The sequence below is a fragment of the Acaryochloris marina MBIC11017 genome (assembly GCF_000018105.1).
Lineage (GTDB): Bacteria > Cyanobacteriota > Cyanobacteriia > Thermosynechococcales > Thermosynechococcaceae > Acaryochloris > Acaryochloris marina.
Window position 1 is genome coordinate 5,989,309 of record NC_009925.1, and the last position, 15,668, is coordinate 6,004,976.

A 15,668-nucleotide genomic window follows, 5' to 3' on the forward strand; every position below is an offset into this window, starting at 1 on the left:
GTGTAAGTCTAGATGTATCTATACCGTCATCATCTGGGTTTGAGCTGTAATAATATCACCCACAACAGTCAGAGTATCGCCACTACTTAGGTTGGCGACCATCCGGTCTGAGCTAATTACATGGGTTGATAGTACCGTTGCTGTGCCCAGATCCATTTCATCTAAAACATCAAAATCCTCAAAAATAAAATGTTGTTGGAGAGTGTCCTCAACAACCTCATCTCCCAAGGTAAAGCGATCGTAGCCCTCACTTCCTTGCAAAGTAGCCTGAGAAGTACTGGCGACAAGGCTGTTGGGCAAGTCACTCCCTGTTAACCCATCTGGCTGCCACTGTCCACGAATCGCTCCAGCTGGAGAACCCACGGTATGAACATTCCAATACAACGGGATATCCTCGCCAGCAGCCGAACCACGGATCGTATTCACAAAATCACTCAAGGGAATGAGAGCTGGATCAGACGTTTCCCAAATGCCTTGGAGGGTCACTGAGCCATCTTCATTTCGAGAGATTATGAGGTCGTCATTATCCTGATCGTTAACCGCTAAATCTTCTAAGTCAATCAGAGCAAAAGCAAGGGGACCATTTTCTCCTCGAACCGCGTTATGGATATGGACTTTAGTCACATCATCGCTGGTATCAGAGGTAAAGGCAGTGCCATCACCAATAAACTGTCCAAAGTCTAAACCAAAGACCGTAAGGGTATAACTTAAGGCATCACCAGCACTATTGAGTTGGAGCACCGATTGTCCCGAGGCTTCAGGATTATTGCTGGGTGTAACTTCTTGGCTTGTCGTTAACTCTGATGTTAGGCGGACAGGAGATTGCAATCCCCGCTCAATAAGTTGGCCCCGAATGGCCCCGGAAGGAGAGCCTTCAGTATGGACATTCCAATACAAAGGAATGTCACCACCTCTAGCTACATTGCGAAAATCATCTACAAACTCGCTCAGGGAAATTAAGGCTGGATCTGTTAATTCCCATCGTCCGGTCAAGGTCACGGATCCATCCATATTTAGTTGGAACTGCAAATCATCGGCATCCTGATTATCGATGGTTGGATCGCTTAAATCGATGGGAGCGAAAGCTAAGGGGCCATTCTCACCTCTAATTGCATTATGGATATGAACTTTGGTCACGTCATCATTGGTATCCGCTGTAAAGGGGGTCCTATCCCCAATAAACCGGCCGAAATCCAAACCAAAGACCGTTAATTGATAACTTAAGGCATCTCCATCAGGATTAAGTAGAAGGATAGAAGTTCCTCTGGCACCAGGGTTGTTGCTAGGGGTAACTTCTTGGTTTGTAGTGAGGACAGAAGCTACCCGAACTTGAATACCTGTGATATCTTGCTGCTCTAGAGAAAGTGCAGGCACTATTGGGCTGCTAGCGGCTAATGGATTGGGAGGAACAGTACGACTATTGGCTACAACATTGATTTGTCTTTTTGTGCCCACTCCAGTCCCGCTTGCCGCAGTCACATCTACGTTATGGAGGGAAAAATCAAATGTGTCATCACTATTAGAAGAAGTAGATCTCCGATCGCCACTGTCCCTGAATATATCTAGGTCGGCATCAGGTTCCTCGGTTGTAACCGGATATTTTCTTGTTGAGATAAACATAAAATAACCTTCAAAAAAGAGTTTAGCGATGAAAATAATGCGAGATTAAACGGTCAATGGGGAAATCTTGAAATAGTTAACTATAGGTATAAAAGCAAATGGATGCGATAAAGATCAAGCCAAACTGGCAGATATTTAACACAGAATTGATGATTTTCTAAAGCATGGATGCAAACTAATTCTATAGAGTTCGCATTCAGAACTTCTGGTGTGAGCTAACAGCTATCTGGTCACTTCAGATCTGCTTTTTATTATTTTTTAAAAATTAATGTTTTTCCCTTTACATCCAAGCGATCAGGAAGGATTTTGTGGAAGCGTAAAGTATACATTTGTACCTTTACCCAGTTCTGACTCCACCCAAATGCGTCCATTATGGCGTTCTAGGATTTTTTTGCAGGTTGCCAATCCCATCCCCGTCCCTGAGTAATCATCTGAATTAAGTCTTTGAAAGACTTCAAAGATCAACTCAACTTGGTCAGCATCTAGACCAATACCATTGTCATGAATACTAAACAGGTAGCTTTGAGTTTTATAGTTTTCCTGCTGATCATAGTTTCCAAAGGAAAGAAATCCAGTACTGCCTGTTTGCTCAGTCACATCTTGTGGTAGCAAATTCACTGAGATCTTAATGTCTGGTTTGTTATTAGGAGGCTGGAATTTCAAGGCATTTGTAATGAGGTGATAGAAGAGCTGCATCATTTGATTTCTATCTGCCATGACAGTGGGCAGGGCATCATGATGAATAACAGCAGATTGCTCAGTAATTTCCACCTGAAGATTATCGAGTACCATGGCCAAAATAGACTCGCATGCAATTTCCTCAATGGCCAACTCTTCATTGCCAACCCGAGCATAATCTAGTAAAGCATCAATGAGCTTCTGCATGGTCCCACTGGTATCTCGCAAGCGCTTTAAATACTCGAACACTTTGGGATTCGTATTCGATTGACAGCATTGTTCGACTAGCCCGATGGCGAATAGAAAACTTTGTAAAGGCTGCTTCAAATCATGGGACATCACATGGGCAAACTGCTCTAATTCTCGGTTAGACCGCATTAGCTCTTGATTCTGTCTGAGCAGTTTTCGCTGTTGGTTTTGCAGTTGAGTTCTTAGGCGACTAATGGTAATTTGATTTTCAATTCGCGCCAGTACTTCAGGTAATTCAAAAGGCTTAGTAATATAATCAACACCACCTAATTGAAACGCTCTAACTTTATCCATCGCTTCGTCTAGAGCGCTGATAAAAATTACTGGAATTTCACGGGTATACTGCGGACGACTTGTGACTTAACATTGTGGTAGAGAGATTTGGCACACTGGGAGTATCCCCGCACCTATCCTCCACTCCCATGATTAAAATTGATTTCACCGCAGAGGAAATCCAACAACTCAATTACGAACGCTATCATCACCCTCACCCACGGGTGCAGCGACGGATGGAAGTGCTCTACTTGAAGAGTCAAGGTCTTTCCCATACCCAGATCTGCCAGCTTTGTCAGATTAGTCGCCCCACTTTAGCCAAAACTCTTCGTCAGTATCAACAAGGAGGGATTGAAGGGCTGAAGACCCTTGAATATAAAGGTCAACCGAGTCTACTCAACGCTCATAGCGATAGTGTGAGAGCTTACTTTGAGCAACATCCTCCCCGCACCAGTGCAGAAGCTCAAGCGGTCATTGAGCAATTAACAGGCATCAAACGCAGTCCCACCCAAATCAAAGCCTTCCTCAAACGCATCGGTTGTCGTTATCGAAAAGTGGGGTATGTGCCGGGAAAGTCGAGTCTGCCCGAGAAAATTGAGGAGCAAGAGCAGTTTCGACACACTCGCCTTGAACCCTTATTAGAGGAAGCTCAACGCCAAGAGCGTCTTGTCTTTTTTGTGGATGCTGCTCACTTTGTTCACCGTGCTTATCTAGGGTTTGTCTGGTGCATCACTCGGATCTTCATCCCTTCTCCTTCTGGTCGCCAACGTTTCAATGTCCTGGGCGCGCTCGACGCTATCACCAAAGACCTAGTCAGCGTTACCAACCACACCTATATCAATTCTCACAGTATGTGCCTGTTACTGGCCAAGCTGGCGCTACTTGACCCAGTCATACCCATCAGCGTGATTTTAGACAATGCGCGATACCAGAAATGTCAGCTTGTAACGGACTTTGCCGAGATCGTCGATATTGAGCTGGTCTATCTGCCCTCCTATTCACCCCATTTGAATTTGATTGAGCGACTCTGGCGTTTTGTACGCAAGGAATGTCTCTATTCAAAGTATTATGCTGATTTTCCCGCCTTCAAAGGGGCCATTCAACAGTGCATCGACCAGTGTAATGGAGAGCATAAGGCGAAACTCACCACCTTACTATCACTCAAGTTTCAGTCTTTTAAGAAAGTTAATATCTTAGCCGCCTAGAGTATAACGGGATCTGCCTTTAGATGTTCACACACCTCATAACCTGACATTTGAGGCATTTTAATATCTAGCAATATTAAATCGGCACGAGTATTTTGTAATGTTGTCAAAGCCATAAGGCCACTGCGGGCACAGCGAACAGCGAACCCCTCTTCTGTCAGCATACTAGAGAGGATACGCAGGTTTTCTGCCGAATCATCAACGACCAAAATATTTGACTTTAGGGTCTTATTCGGCAAAGTTGTCATTATTTCATTCGCAAAGTCGGGCTGAATTTAACAGAAATCTGACTAAATGGCAAAAGATCGTTAATTTTATTCCTAATAGTACAGGCTTTACATCTTAACCAAGTACTATTTCCGCAAAATTTCAGATCCCTCTTTATCATTCAAGGATATTTTGACGATAATTTTAGCTATGGTTTATAGGATAACCCTATCGATTGATTCCGATAGAAATAGATAACCATACTAAGAAGCAACAAAATACTTTCATCGTAGACATTAACTCTTTCAATCACTGGTTATAGATCCATCTCGTTCACTAGCTGGGTAGGTAGGGATATCCGAATCCCATACCATCGGTGATCTCACCTGCACTTACAGTATCTAAATGGCTGTTGAAAATGCGATATTTTAAGGGAAATGATGGAATTACTATTGATCGCCTGAACGGATACCAATGACTATGCTGGAACAAGGCACAATTTCGATACATACCGAGAATATCTTCCCGATCATCAAAAAATGGCTCTATTCAGACCATGAGATTTTCTTGCGGGAACTGATTTCCAATGCAGTGGACGCCATGCAGAAAATGAAGATGGTGTCGATGGCAGGGGAATATTCCGGTGAAGTGGGGGAACCTGAGGTTGTAATCACCGTTGACAAGGATAACAAGCAGCTCACCATTACCGACAATGGCATCGGCATGACAGCTGATGAGGTCAAGCAATATATTACTCAGGTGGCCTTTTCCAGTGCAGAGGAATTTGTCGAGAAATATAAAGACAGTGGTGATCAGGCCATTATTGGCCATTTTGGCTTGGGCTTTTATTCGTCCTTTATGGTGGCGCAAAAAGTTGAAATCGATACTCTGTCTTATAAAGAAGGGGCTGAAGCCGTTCATTGGTCCTGCGAAGGCAATACGGACTATCAGTTAGAGGCCTCAGAGTGGAATCAGCGAGGGACTAAGATTACCCTCACTTTGATGGAAGAGGAGATTGAATATGCCGAAGAGGCTCGCATCAAGTCTTTGGTAAAGACCTACTGTGATTTCCTGCCTGTCCCCATCAAATTAGGGGATGAGCAAATTAACAAGCAAAAAGCACCTTGGAAAGAGTCTCCTAGCAATCTTACCGATGAAGACTATCTGGAGTTTTATCGGTATCTATATCCCTTCCAGGAAGATCCTTTACTCTGGGTACATCTAAATACGGACTATCCGTTTATCGTCAATGGCATTCTCTACTTTCCGAAGCTGAAGCCAGATATTGATGTGACAAAAGGCCAAATAAAGCTGTTTTGCAATCAGGTATTTGTTAGCGACAATTGTGAAGAGGTGATTCCTCAGTTCCTGATGCCGCTCCAGGGCGTGATTGACAGTAGCGATATCCCTCTTAATGTCTCCCGTAGCTTTTTGCAGAATGATCGCACGGTCCGCCGGATTGCGGATTATATTGCTAAGAAAGTGGGGGATCGCCTGAAAGCCCTCTATCGTGATGACCGGGATGCCTATATTCGCTGCTGGCAAGATGTGGGGACTTTCGTCAAATTCGGCTCCATCAATAACGATAAGTTCAAGAAACAAATCGAAGATATTTTGATTTATCGAACCACTGCTGAACTTGCTCCAGCCCCAGAGCCTACGGCTGAACCTGCCATTGAAAATTCTGAAGATACAACGGATGATGCTTGGGCAGATTCTCCAACTGATGCCAAAGAAGAGGCTTCTGCTGCCTCCTCTGAACCGCCCCATACGACGTTGAAAGAGTATCTGGAGCGCAATCAGGAGCGGCATGAGAACCAGGTTTACTACTGTACCGATGAGGTCAACCAAGCGACCTATGTCTCCTTACTGAAAAATCAAGGATTGGAAGTACTGTTCCTGGATACTTTTATTGACACCCACTTTGTCCCGTTCCTAGAACGAGAATATACAGACGTGAAGTTTGCACGGGTGGATGCGGATTTGGATGAAACCCTTATTGATAAGGATCAAGCAGCCGAAATTGTCGATCCCACTACCAATCAAACGCGCAGTGAAATTATCAAGGCCCTGTTTGAGAAATCTCTGGACAATTCTAATCTAACCATCCGCACCGAAGCGTTGAAGTCGGATACTCCTCAAGGGGCACCTCCGGCAATGGTGCTGTTACCGGAATCCGCTCGTCGGATGCAGGAGATGATGGCCATGATGCAGCAACAGAATATGCAGTTTCCTACTGAATATACGTTGCTAGTCAATACCTCTCATCCACTGATTCAAAATCTGTTGACTCTGAGTCAGGGAGGAGTGGTCCAAGCGGATGGTCAATCTCCTGCAGGAGAATTAGCAAATCAAATTTGCCACCATGTCTATGATTTGGCTCTGATGGCTCAGAAAGGGTTTGATGCTGAGGGAATGCAAGCATTTACCGAGCGCTCTAACCAGGTGCTCACTCGGTTGACTGAGTTAGCTGCGAAATAGAGACCTTAAAACTTGGGGAAGCGCCCCTAAGCTTCAATATTTATAGCCCGCTTAGTATCATTGCTGAGCGGGCTAAGTGATGGGGCAGATCAGGCGGAAGGGATAAGAGAGGCGTTACTGGATTAGACACTCAACAATCGTCCCAGCCAGGTATCCACTTTCTTTTGAAACTGATGCTTGCGTTCCCATCTCCGAAAAGCCTTTTCGTAGGCTTCATCCCCAGTGTGATAGACATTCCAGGCATTCAGTCCTAAACGCAATCCCCAGATCAAGGCAATATACAAAGACCATGGGGACGAGAATCCCATAAGGGTATTGATGAGGATGAGACTGGCATTTGCGATCGCATATCGTCCTGCTTTTTTTCGCAAGTTAGCGCGACGATACAAATTAAAGCTTTGGCGCTTCACTAATTCCCCTTGTTGGGTTTTGATACTTTGAGCAGCCTGCTCCAAGGTGATTTGGGGAATCGCTAGTTCTTCGGCAATTTCTAGAAGCTGCGCATGGGAAAATTCACCCTCATAGTCTTGTTGTGCGATCGCAAGGTTGAGGATTTGCTGAACTTGCTCTTGGCTGTAGGTCAATGTTGCTTTTGACGGTTCCGCTGCCATGCCCAATATCCAGTGTCTCAATCCTATTATGACAAACTTGCTGACCGACACGGTTCGAAGGTTGTGGGGCTAGCCCTAATCTTTTTTAATTACAGCTTGTTATGGGGCATATCTACAGCTATGGCGAAGGCCACAAATAGCCGTATTGTCAGCTGTTTAGCCCTAAGCTGAGTCCATTCGGAACGGGTTCGGAAATTTCTACGTCCTTCCCCAAGCTTTGGTTCACATAGGTCCCAAAAAGATTTTTACCAGGAAATTCGATGAGATTTGTCTATCTGTCATCAGCCATTTTTGGTCCGTCGCCACCCTATGTCTATGGGGCAACCATTCAGAGCGGGGTTAACCGGAACTTCACAAATACATGAGAGGTTGAGCCCATAAGAGCTAACTCTCGATTCAACTTAGTCCCAGACAAAGAGAATTGAGGGTGGCTCTCCTTTAGACAAATAACACTTTAATGACTTGTTATGGCTAGATATACTTGCTCAACAACCGTTTTACAGCCCTTAGATAACGTCTATTCAAAATTACAAACATTTTTAGATGGAAATGGCCTAGAAGTCTTATTTTTCCAAAAGGACTGTCTGATTGCTAGAGAGCACCCCGGACAAGTTGCCATTGCTAAACTCGTCACGATTGAAGTTGTGGTAGACAATGCCCTAGATTCCGCCAACGCCAAGCAGATGGATGTGGTTGTGACGAATGAAGAGTTGCCTTTCCACAGACAGAATCATTGCTTTGAGATTTTCAATCAGCTCAGCGAACTGCTCAATACGAATTGCTCAATATCTATTGAAGGCCCAAAGTAACCACATCTGCGATAGATTGCCATCCGGCACCATGGTTCATGGAACTGTCCCTGACTCTTGCCGAATATTAGGCCAATCAACAATCCCCCTAAAATTTGTCTTATCTTTTCTGGCTAAAAATATAAATCCATACCCTAACCGTATCTTTGTAAAATCAAAGTCGATAATATTTTTAGTCCGCCTACAAAATTAAATCAAAAGATGAGTCTAGATCATCCTCCCAGAATTTTATTTCTTTATGGTTCTTTGAGAGAGCGCTCTTACAGCCGTCTTCTAGCGGAAGAAGCATCACGAATTATTGAAGAGATGGGGGCAGAAGTGCGCTTTTTCAACCCTCGTGGGCTGCCGTTACATGGAGCTGAACCCGATACCCATCCCAAAGTTCAGGAATTGCTCACCCTGGTCCAATGGTCAGAGGGGCAGGTCTGGTCCAGCCCTGAACTCCACGGCAATATTTCTGGCTTGATGAAAACTCAAATTGACTGGATACCTCTAAAATTAGGAGCTGTTCGGCCCACCCAAGGCAAAACCCTTGCTGTGATGCAGGTTTCAGGCGGGTCCCAATCCTTTAATGCCGTGAATACCATGAGATTGCTGGGAAGATGGATGCGAATGTTCACCATTCCGAATCAATCCTCTGTCGCCAAGGCTTACCAGGAATTTCACGAAGATGGCAGACTCAAAGATTCTGCCTATCGAGATCGGGTTGTTGATGTGATGGAAGAACTGTATCGGTTCACCCTGTTACTGCGCGACAAAGTGGATGAACTCACGGATCGCTACAGTGAACGCAAGGCACAGCAACAGATGGATATGTCAAAAGTACTAAAATAATAGCCGGACTCTTTGATCTGCCTCACCGCATTGCATAGGACTATAAACAAAAGGGGCAAAGGCGTCGGGCTCAGCTAATCAAAAAAATGCCAGATTGATCAATCCGCATGGGGTATCAACCTGGCATTTTAAGTTGGAACATTTACTCAAATCCAGCTCAATAGATGAGAGTTACCACAGTCCACGGACAGGTTGTGGGGCAACTTCTTCTGCTGGGGTTGTTGGGGTAACCGGCGCTGGATCGCTAGGGCCAGCAGGGGCAACATCACCTGTAGGAGCTGCAGGAGCTGGGCTGTCAGCACCACCAATCGCATCAGAACTTTCTTCCACTGTCGTGGGTGAGATAGTCTGGCCGCTATTGGGAGCCGCGGGTTCAGGAGTGGGGGCAGCTTCAGGGGCTCCGGGCGTTGGGGCAGCTTCAGGAGTGGGCGTGATTTCATCGGTTGCAGCTGGGGATTGATCCGGTTGAGGAATATCCTGGGATCTAACCAGCTGAGGAGACAGAATAGAGAAACTTGCCAAGCAACCCACGGTGGCTGCGGATAAGACTATTCTTTGAATACTGGGAGCAAATTTAGTCATTAAAAATGCCTCAAAGGTATAGGGAACGTTTGCCTAAAAAGACGAAATTTTCAGAATTAAAGTTTCAAAGATTCTGACATACAATTTCTATCTTTTACCAAAAATTTACCCTTTTCTAGTAGTATTTAGAATTGGGATGTTATGACAATTTTTCTATAGCCTCGATCATTTTCTGGTAATCCTTCGTCTTTCCTTGAACTTGGTAAATATCTGCAGCTTTTTGTAAGTCCTGGATCGCCTCTTGCTTCTTGCCGAGCTGGCCTTTTACCGTTCCACGGTTTTCATATGCTTTAGCGTAGGTTGAATCAATGTCAATGGCTTGGGTATAGTCAGCAATTGCGGCTTGTTTATTCCCCAAGGCTAATTGGGCAGTGCCCCGATTAGTATATGCTCTGGCATATTTGGGATCAACACGAATCGCTTGAGTATAATCGGCAATTGCTTTCTTCAAATTGCCGAGGTTAACATATGCAATTCCCCGATTATTGTAGGCTTGAGCATAGTTGGAGTTCAGGCGAATGACCTGGGAATAATCTGAGATCGCGGCCTTGGTATTGCCTAGATCTGACTGCACAATGCCGCGATTAAAGTACGCCTCATAATACTGAGCATCAATCTGTACTGCTTGGGAATAATCGGCGATGGCCGCCTGTTTTTTCCCAACCTCAGAATAAATGGTTCCTCGATTGTTATAGGCCTGAACATGTTGAGGATTGAGGCGAATCGCTTCCGTAAAATCAGCAATGGCAGCCAGTTTGTCCCCTAGCTCGCTGCGCACCAATCCTCGATTATTGTAAGCATCGACTGAGGTTGGCTTGAGGCGGATGGCGGTAGTGTAATGGGCGATGGCCCCTTTAAGATCATTGAGCCGACGTTTCGTAATCCCACTGTTAAAGTGGGCTTCTGCATTTTCAGGATCTTTCTGAATCGCAGCTGCATATTCACGCAATGCCCGTTGATAGTCTCCTTGGGCAAACTTTTGATCCCCTTGTTGGAGATGACCTTGAACTTGCCGATTGACTTCGGCAACTGTGATCGCTTTGGGGGAAACGGCTGATTGTAGCCCTTGGGCCACGACATACCCGATTCCGCCCAGGAGTGTCAGGGTGAATAGGGCACTGCCAACAACCTTGCGACTCATGCGGGGAGACGAGTCTTTTTGAAGAGAAGTGGTATTGGATTGGGGTGCTAAATAAAAGATAAAGGGTTTGGACCGTCGGTCCACCGAAGATTCAACCACTTTTGTAGGGGGCAAAGACGCTTCCAGGGAACTCTGCACTTGCCCCGGTAACGGTAACGTCGAAGCTTTGGGGAGAGTCGTTGCTGTGGCGCTGGCCCCTGGAGTTGGGACCGTCCTGGATAACACTTTTAGGGCTGCTTCTGCCGATTGATAGCGGTTTGAGGCTTCTTTCTGTAAAAGCTGACTCAAAACCTGTCTTAGCAAGGGACTGAGGGGCTGGGAAACATAGGAATACCATGACTCTAGCCAACTGTACCCGAGTTCCGTTGCCAAAGTGGATGGAGAGGTTTGGCTTAATAGATAAAAACAGCTCGCGCCTAATCCGAACAAATCACCGCTAGGGGTGGCAATGCCTAATCGCATTTGCTCAAAAGGGGCAAAGCCAGGTGAACCTAAGACAGTTCCAGATAGCTCTTTCGCAGGATCAGGGATAGGTTTAGCAACGCCAAAATCGATCAGCACATATTTCCCAGTTCCAGGAATATGCATAATATTATCGGGCTTAATATCTCGATGAATAACGCCGCGTTCATGGATGTATTGCAGAACTGGAAGCAGATTAAGCAATATTTGCTCAATCTGTTCCCCAGAAAAAGGGCCCTGATGCTCTAGGAGCTGCTTTAAATTTTTCCCTTCTATGTACTGCTGGATCAGATACAGACAGCCTTCGTCTTCAAAATAGCCCAGTAAAGCAGGGATTTGAGGGTGAGTCCCCAGTTGCTGGAGCTGTTGGGCTTCCCCTTCAAAGAGCTGAATGGCTTTTTGTTTCATCCAGGCATTGGTGGATTGGAAGGTGAGCTGCTTTACAACACAACGCTCATTCAGGTTATCCGTATCATGGGCCAGAAAAGTCCGGCCAAACCCCCCTTTCCCTAAAAGTTTGATAACTTTATAGCGGTTTCTGAGTAACGCGGATAGGGGTGCACCACATCGTTGGCAGTAGTGATCTCCATCGTGGTTTTGGGGCTGATTGCAGGTAGGGCTGAGGCAACAGATCATGTTGCAACATCGAAAGTATGAGGAACCATACTCAATTCTAACTTTCTACTCATCCGGACCTTGTAGCCTAGGCACTGAATCCTTATTATTATGCATCTTATACATGCCAGGCCTTCAGCATGGCTGGGGAAAGAAGGTGGCCTTGATCGCCACTTCACAAGCTCTTGGCTCTAAAATACTGTCTCGATAAGGTTTGATAGGATTGCGATCGCATCGCCAATACGGTCATCATCAATCCCACCAGTCCTGTCACCGTAAACAATAGGGCGATTCCCCGAGCCCGACCCGTTCCAAACCAGGGACCCAGGAGTTCGACCCCAGCCCCCGTGGTCATAAACGGAATAAACAGGAGCTGGGCAATAGGGCCCACCATAAATGCAGTCAAGGGGGAAGCCGCTTGCTCAATACTTTGGGCAAAGCCAAACACCCGCCCCTGGCGCTCAAGGGGGATCACTGTTTGCAAGATGGTTTGTTCGGCCGCTTCCACCACAGGGGTTAGACACAGATACACAAAAGACCCCATCGCCAACAGTACAATTGATGCCTGAATGGTAAAAAAGATGGCCACTCCCCATATGCCTAGGTTGGCCAGAAATAGGGTTCGCAGGGGACTTTTCCCCAAGCCACAGCGAGCCACCCCAATCCCACCCACAATAAAGCCCAAGCTTAAAAATCCCCATAAAATCCCCCAAACCTGAACAGATACTAGGGATAGTCCATAGGCATCCATTAAAGACATAAAGACACCACCTAAAAAGTTGTTGATGGTATTGAAGAAAATTAAGGCGAATAGACCTGGGACAAGATAAATCGATCGAATCGTACCCCGAAGATCAACGTTTCGAGTTTCTGACTCAGTTTGCAGGATATTCTGCTCAGGTATGGGGATTGCTGCAAGTTGAAGGATGGCCAACAAGGTCAATGCGATCGCAATTCCCAACATCCACTTCACACCTAAATAACCAATCACCAATCCACTGAAGGTAGACGCCACCAAAAATGAAACGCCATTAATGGTGCCCACAAGACCATTAGCCTGATCTCGTTTAGATTTATGGACCAAAAGCGTCACTAAAGTCGGGAGAGCAATGGATCGTAAATTACCTGCGATTACACCTGCTAATGCTAGAAGAATAAATCCCCAGAGTCTGGGGTTTGCAGGATTGGTAAAGACTTCGACCTGTGAGAAAGCAATAACACTATAGGCCAACAGGTATAAAACTAGGGAGCAGAGGCTGGACAGCAACATCACGGTTTTCTTGTAATAGCGATCTACCAATGTCCCCAAGAAAAACCCAGAAATAGACACGGTAATTAAGTAGATGCCCGCCATCATCGACATCGCCACGACAGACTCTGTTTGCAAGTACACCCAAAACGTGGCCGCAAACCAAACAAAGGTATTCGTCAACAGGGCAACCAGTGAGTTCACCAAAATGGCATAGAAAACTTTTGTCATGAATCCAACTTGCGATCGCGTAAATCTTGGGCAGAATGGTCTGAGTGCTATGGCAGTAATTGCTTCCAGCACAGTTCATATGTTGAAAATGGCACGCCACCAGCTCTGTTTGGGGAAGAAGAAGTGCTTCCCTCCCCCCCTCGTTCAAAGTGAGATTTGCCACACAATTAAAGTCGGTGGAAAGTAGGTGCTGACACTTTGAACCTCATCGGCCTAATCAGACTAGGAGCCTTATCCAAACAAGCCTGTAAGAGCAGGGCTAGAAATACTAAACGAAAAAATAATATAGTACAATTATACTATAAAAAAGAGTTAGCAGGAAAGCCAACCCCACAAAATTCAATGCAATGTATTGCCTACGCTTATCTGCAATCGTGATATATCCTATTCACTCTCTATTCAATAAAAAATCATATATAAGCTACAGCGTTGTACGGTATGAGTTCCTCTTGATAAAACTAACTTTTCGTTAGACTGGAAATGAAAATCTGGCCTTCTTCACTTTCTCAATACTGGTGGGTATCCTGATGAATTGGCGTTCAAAATCAGCAGTTCTATTGCTAGGGTCTTGTTTATGTTTTTCACCTTCTTTATCACTGGCTCAGGAGAAAAATAGCCCATCTCCAAAAGCCTCAGATATACAGGACACTTCTCCTGCTTCTCTATCAGATCAGCAATCAGAAACCTCTTACTCTAACCAAGATCTCTGTCAAATCAGTAAGAAATTATCAAAGACTGCCCAGTCAAATCCACAATCCAATTCAGGCCCAAATTCAGTACTTTTGGATTCACCCAATAATGGAAGAATTCGAAAGGGTTTTCCACTCACTAAAGTGTTAGGTTCTCTCTCAGAGAATGATAATCAAGACCAATCTACAACACCAAAACCTAAACCTAAATCTGACAGCTGCAATTAGGATTATGAATAGGTCTTAACTCATAAATTCAATCTTTTTTTACCTTCTATAATTTCCATCCAGACTAGATCGATAAAGAACTTGAAAGGTAATAGTCGTCAAGGCTAAAATTCATTTCAAGCTCTTGTTGCTCGATTCGCAGTATTCCGCTCCACATCCCGCAGCTTCTTCCCTCGCCAGAGTAGACGAATCGGGGTACCTGTAAAGTCTAAATTTTCTCGGAATTGTCGTTCGATATAGCGACGATAATTGTCTTTGAAATGGTCAGGATTGTTCACAAACAGAGCAATCGTCGGTGGTTGACTGCTGACTTGGGTTCCGTAGTAAATTTTGCCTTGCCGTCCTTGACGAGTGGTTGGAGGTGTATGCCAGCTCACCGCTTCTTCCAAGACCTCATTAATCACCGAAGTGGTTACCCGCTGTTCAAACTGTCGAGCAGCCGTATCCACCAAGTTCAGAATTTTTTCCACCCGTTGCCCGGTCTGAGCACTGACAAAAATCATCTCTGCCCATTCCATAAAATTGAGACGAGATCGAATTTGTTTGCTGAATTCATTGATGGTGTAGGTGTCTTTCGTGACGGCATCCCATTTATTCACCACCAAAACACAAGCGCGACCATCATCAATAATGCGGCCAGCTAGCTTCTGATCCTGTTCTGTAACGCCATCCAAGGCATCAATCACAAACAATACGACTTGCGATCGCCGGATTGCTTTAAACGCTCGATTAATGCCAAAGAACTCCGGCCCATAGGAGACATTCTTCTTGCGACGAATGCCTGCTGTATCAATAAAGCGGTAGGTTTGCTCACCCCTTCGGACCACCATATCAATGGTATCGCGGGTTGTACCGGAGATGGGACTCACAATCGAGCGATTCTCGCCCACAAAGGCATTGAGCAAGCTGGATTTACCCACATTCGGGCGTCCCACCAACGCCACCTTAATCTCCGGTTCATCCTCAGATTCAGGGGTTTCGGAAAAATACTCCACCACTTGATCGAGGAGATCGCCAGTGCCATTACCGTGAATGCCTGAGACCGGTAACGGTTCGTCTAAGGACAATTCCCAAAACTGGGCCGCTTGAGTGATGCCTTGTTCTGGGGATTCGCATTTATTGACCGCCAACAGCACAGGGGTATCTTGCTGCCGCAGCCAATGGGCAATCTCATGATCTGCGGGGGTGGGGCCAGCTTGTCCATCTACCACCATCACCACCACGGTGGCTTCCGCTAGGGCAATCATGACTTGCTGCCGAATAAAGGGAAGGAATTCCGTTTGGTCATCAAACACCAGTCCGCCAGTATCCACTAGGGAAAAATCTCGGCCATTCCAGAGAGCTGGACGATAGGTGCGATCGCGGGTCACTCCTGGCGAATCATGAACAATCGCATCCATCATCCCCGTCAGTCGATTGACGAGGGTTGACTTACCCACATTTGGGCGACCAACAATGGCAACAATGGGTAACCCCATACTGATATCCCTATTTCTAAATAAAT

At 45.5% G+C, this 15,668-nt stretch carries 13 protein-coding genes; 5 read left to right on the forward strand and 8 right to left on the reverse strand.

The window, feature by feature from the left end:
- Window positions 1-18: 18 nt before the first annotated feature.
- Together AM1_RS26695 and AM1_RS26700 are read right to left on the reverse strand one after the other, a co-directional pair.
- Window positions 19-1,620, reverse strand: coding sequence for a CHRD domain-containing protein (locus AM1_RS26695; RefSeq protein ID WP_238549094.1), 1,602 nt, complete (start codon window positions 1,618-1,620; stop codon window positions 19-21).
- 294 nt (window positions 1,621-1,914) lie between these two features.
- Window positions 1,915-2,841, reverse strand: coding sequence for an ATP-binding protein (locus AM1_RS26700; RefSeq protein ID WP_012166067.1), 927 nt, complete (start codon window positions 2,839-2,841; stop codon window positions 1,915-1,917).
- Between the two features lie 128 nt (window positions 2,842-2,969).
- Here AM1_RS26700 and AM1_RS26705 point away from each other — a divergent pair, with 128 nt between their 5' ends.
- On the forward strand, window positions 2,970-4,025 hold the full coding sequence (locus AM1_RS26705) for an IS630-like element ISAcma14 family transposase (RefSeq protein WP_041658446.1): 1,056 nt from the start codon (window positions 2,970-2,972) through the stop codon (window positions 4,023-4,025).
- Here AM1_RS26705 and AM1_RS26710 read toward each other — a convergent pair.
- Window positions 4,022-4,273, reverse strand: a complete 252-nt coding sequence (locus tag AM1_RS26710) for a response regulator (RefSeq protein WP_012166068.1) — start codon at window positions 4,271-4,273, stop codon at window positions 4,022-4,024. The genes AM1_RS26705 and AM1_RS26710 overlap by 4 nt on opposite strands.
- Window positions 4,274-4,706: 433 nt before the next feature.
- Between AM1_RS26710 and htpG the strand changes: the two genes are divergently transcribed.
- On the forward strand, window positions 4,707-6,713 hold the full coding sequence (htpG, locus tag AM1_RS26715) for a molecular chaperone HtpG (protein ID WP_012166069.1): 2,007 nt from the start codon (window positions 4,707-4,709) through the stop codon (window positions 6,711-6,713).
- Window positions 6,714-6,835: 122 nt separating this feature from the next.
- On the opposite strand, the gene AM1_RS26720 is transcribed toward htpG, so the two are convergent.
- A complete protein-coding gene (locus AM1_RS26720) occupies window positions 6,836-7,324 on the reverse strand; it encodes a 2TM domain-containing protein (protein WP_041660585.1) in 489 nt (162 codons plus the stop codon).
- A 467-nt stretch (window positions 7,325-7,791) separates the two neighbouring features.
- Here AM1_RS26720 and AM1_RS26725 point away from each other — a divergent pair, with 467 nt between their 5' ends.
- Both AM1_RS26725 and arsH read left to right on the forward strand, forming a co-directional pair.
- Entirely contained in the window at window positions 7,792-8,133 is a 342-nt protein-coding gene (locus tag AM1_RS26725; RefSeq protein WP_012166071.1) for a hypothetical protein, read from the forward strand.
- Window positions 8,134-8,301: 168 nt separating this feature from the next.
- The gene (gene arsH, locus AM1_RS26730; protein WP_315875436.1) at window positions 8,302-8,967 is read left to right on the forward strand and encodes an arsenical resistance protein ArsH; all 666 of its coding nucleotides are present in this window, start codon (window positions 8,302-8,304) and stop codon (window positions 8,965-8,967) included.
- A gap of 171 nt (window positions 8,968-9,138) precedes the next feature.
- Here arsH and AM1_RS26735 read toward each other — a convergent pair whose 3' ends face one another.
- The 3 genes from AM1_RS26735 to AM1_RS26745 all read right to left on the reverse strand — a co-directional run bounded on the left by AM1_RS26735 (window position 9,139) and on the right by AM1_RS26745 (window position 13,247).
- Complete coding sequence (locus AM1_RS26735; RefSeq protein WP_012166072.1) at window positions 9,139-9,549, reverse strand: hypothetical protein; 411 nt, start codon at window positions 9,547-9,549, stop codon at window positions 9,139-9,141.
- A gap of 139 nt (window positions 9,550-9,688) precedes the next feature.
- Window positions 9,689-11,788: a tetratricopeptide repeat protein gene (locus tag AM1_RS26740; RefSeq protein WP_012166073.1), complete on the reverse strand. Its 2,100-nt coding sequence runs from the start codon at window positions 11,786-11,788 to the stop codon at window positions 9,689-9,691.
- A gap of 154 nt (window positions 11,789-11,942) precedes the next feature.
- Window positions 11,943-13,247, reverse strand: coding sequence for an MFS transporter (locus AM1_RS26745; RefSeq protein ID WP_012166074.1), 1,305 nt, complete (start codon window positions 13,245-13,247; stop codon window positions 11,943-11,945).
- 527 nt (window positions 13,248-13,774) lie between these two features.
- Here AM1_RS26745 and AM1_RS42365 point away from each other — a divergent pair.
- On the forward strand, window positions 13,775-14,164 hold the full coding sequence (locus tag AM1_RS42365) for a hypothetical protein (RefSeq protein ID WP_041660590.1): 390 nt from the start codon (window positions 13,775-13,777) through the stop codon (window positions 14,162-14,164).
- A 116-nt stretch (window positions 14,165-14,280) separates the two neighbouring features.
- Here AM1_RS42365 and der read toward each other — a convergent pair whose 3' ends face one another.
- Window positions 14,281-15,642 carry a ribosome biogenesis GTPase Der gene (gene der, locus AM1_RS26760; RefSeq protein ID WP_012166078.1) on the reverse strand — a complete coding sequence of 454 codons (1,362 nt, stop codon included), beginning with the start codon at window positions 15,640-15,642 and terminating at the stop codon, window positions 14,281-14,283.
- Window positions 15,643-15,668: the final 26 nt, after the last annotated feature.

Coding starts and splice junctions, on each gene's coding strand:
- AM1_RS26695 (WP_238549094.1), bottom strand. CDS start 1,620: ATGTTTATCTCAACAAGAAAATATCCGGTTACAACCGAGGAACCTGAT.
- AM1_RS26700 (WP_012166067.1), bottom strand. CDS start 2,841: ATGGATAAAGTTAGAGCGTTTCAATTAGGTGGTGTTGATTATATTACT.
- AM1_RS26705 (WP_041658446.1), top strand. CDS start 2,970: ATGATTAAAATTGATTTCACCGCAGAGGAAATCCAACAACTCAATTAC.
- AM1_RS26710 (WP_012166068.1), bottom strand. CDS start 4,273: ATGACAACTTTGCCGAATAAGACCCTAAAGTCAAATATTTTGGTCGTT.
- htpG (WP_012166069.1), top strand. CDS start 4,707: ATGACTATGCTGGAACAAGGCACAATTTCGATACATACCGAGAATATC.
- AM1_RS26720 (WP_041660585.1), bottom strand. CDS start 7,324: ATGGCAGCGGAACCGTCAAAAGCAACATTGACCTACAGCCAAGAGCAA.
- AM1_RS26725 (WP_012166071.1), top strand. CDS start 7,792: ATGGCTAGATATACTTGCTCAACAACCGTTTTACAGCCCTTAGATAAC.
- AM1_RS26735 (WP_012166072.1), bottom strand. CDS start 9,549: ATGACTAAATTTGCTCCCAGTATTCAAAGAATAGTCTTATCCGCAGCC.
- AM1_RS26740 (WP_012166073.1), bottom strand. CDS start 11,788: ATGATCTGTTGCCTCAGCCCTACCTGCAATCAGCCCCAAAACCACGAT.
- AM1_RS26745 (WP_012166074.1), bottom strand. CDS start 13,247: ATGACAAAAGTTTTCTATGCCATTTTGGTGAACTCACTGGTTGCCCTG.
- AM1_RS42365 (WP_041660590.1), top strand. CDS start 13,775: ATGAATTGGCGTTCAAAATCAGCAGTTCTATTGCTAGGGTCTTGTTTA.
- der (WP_012166078.1), bottom strand. CDS start 15,642: ATGGGGTTACCCATTGTTGCCATTGTTGGTCGCCCAAATGTGGGTAAG.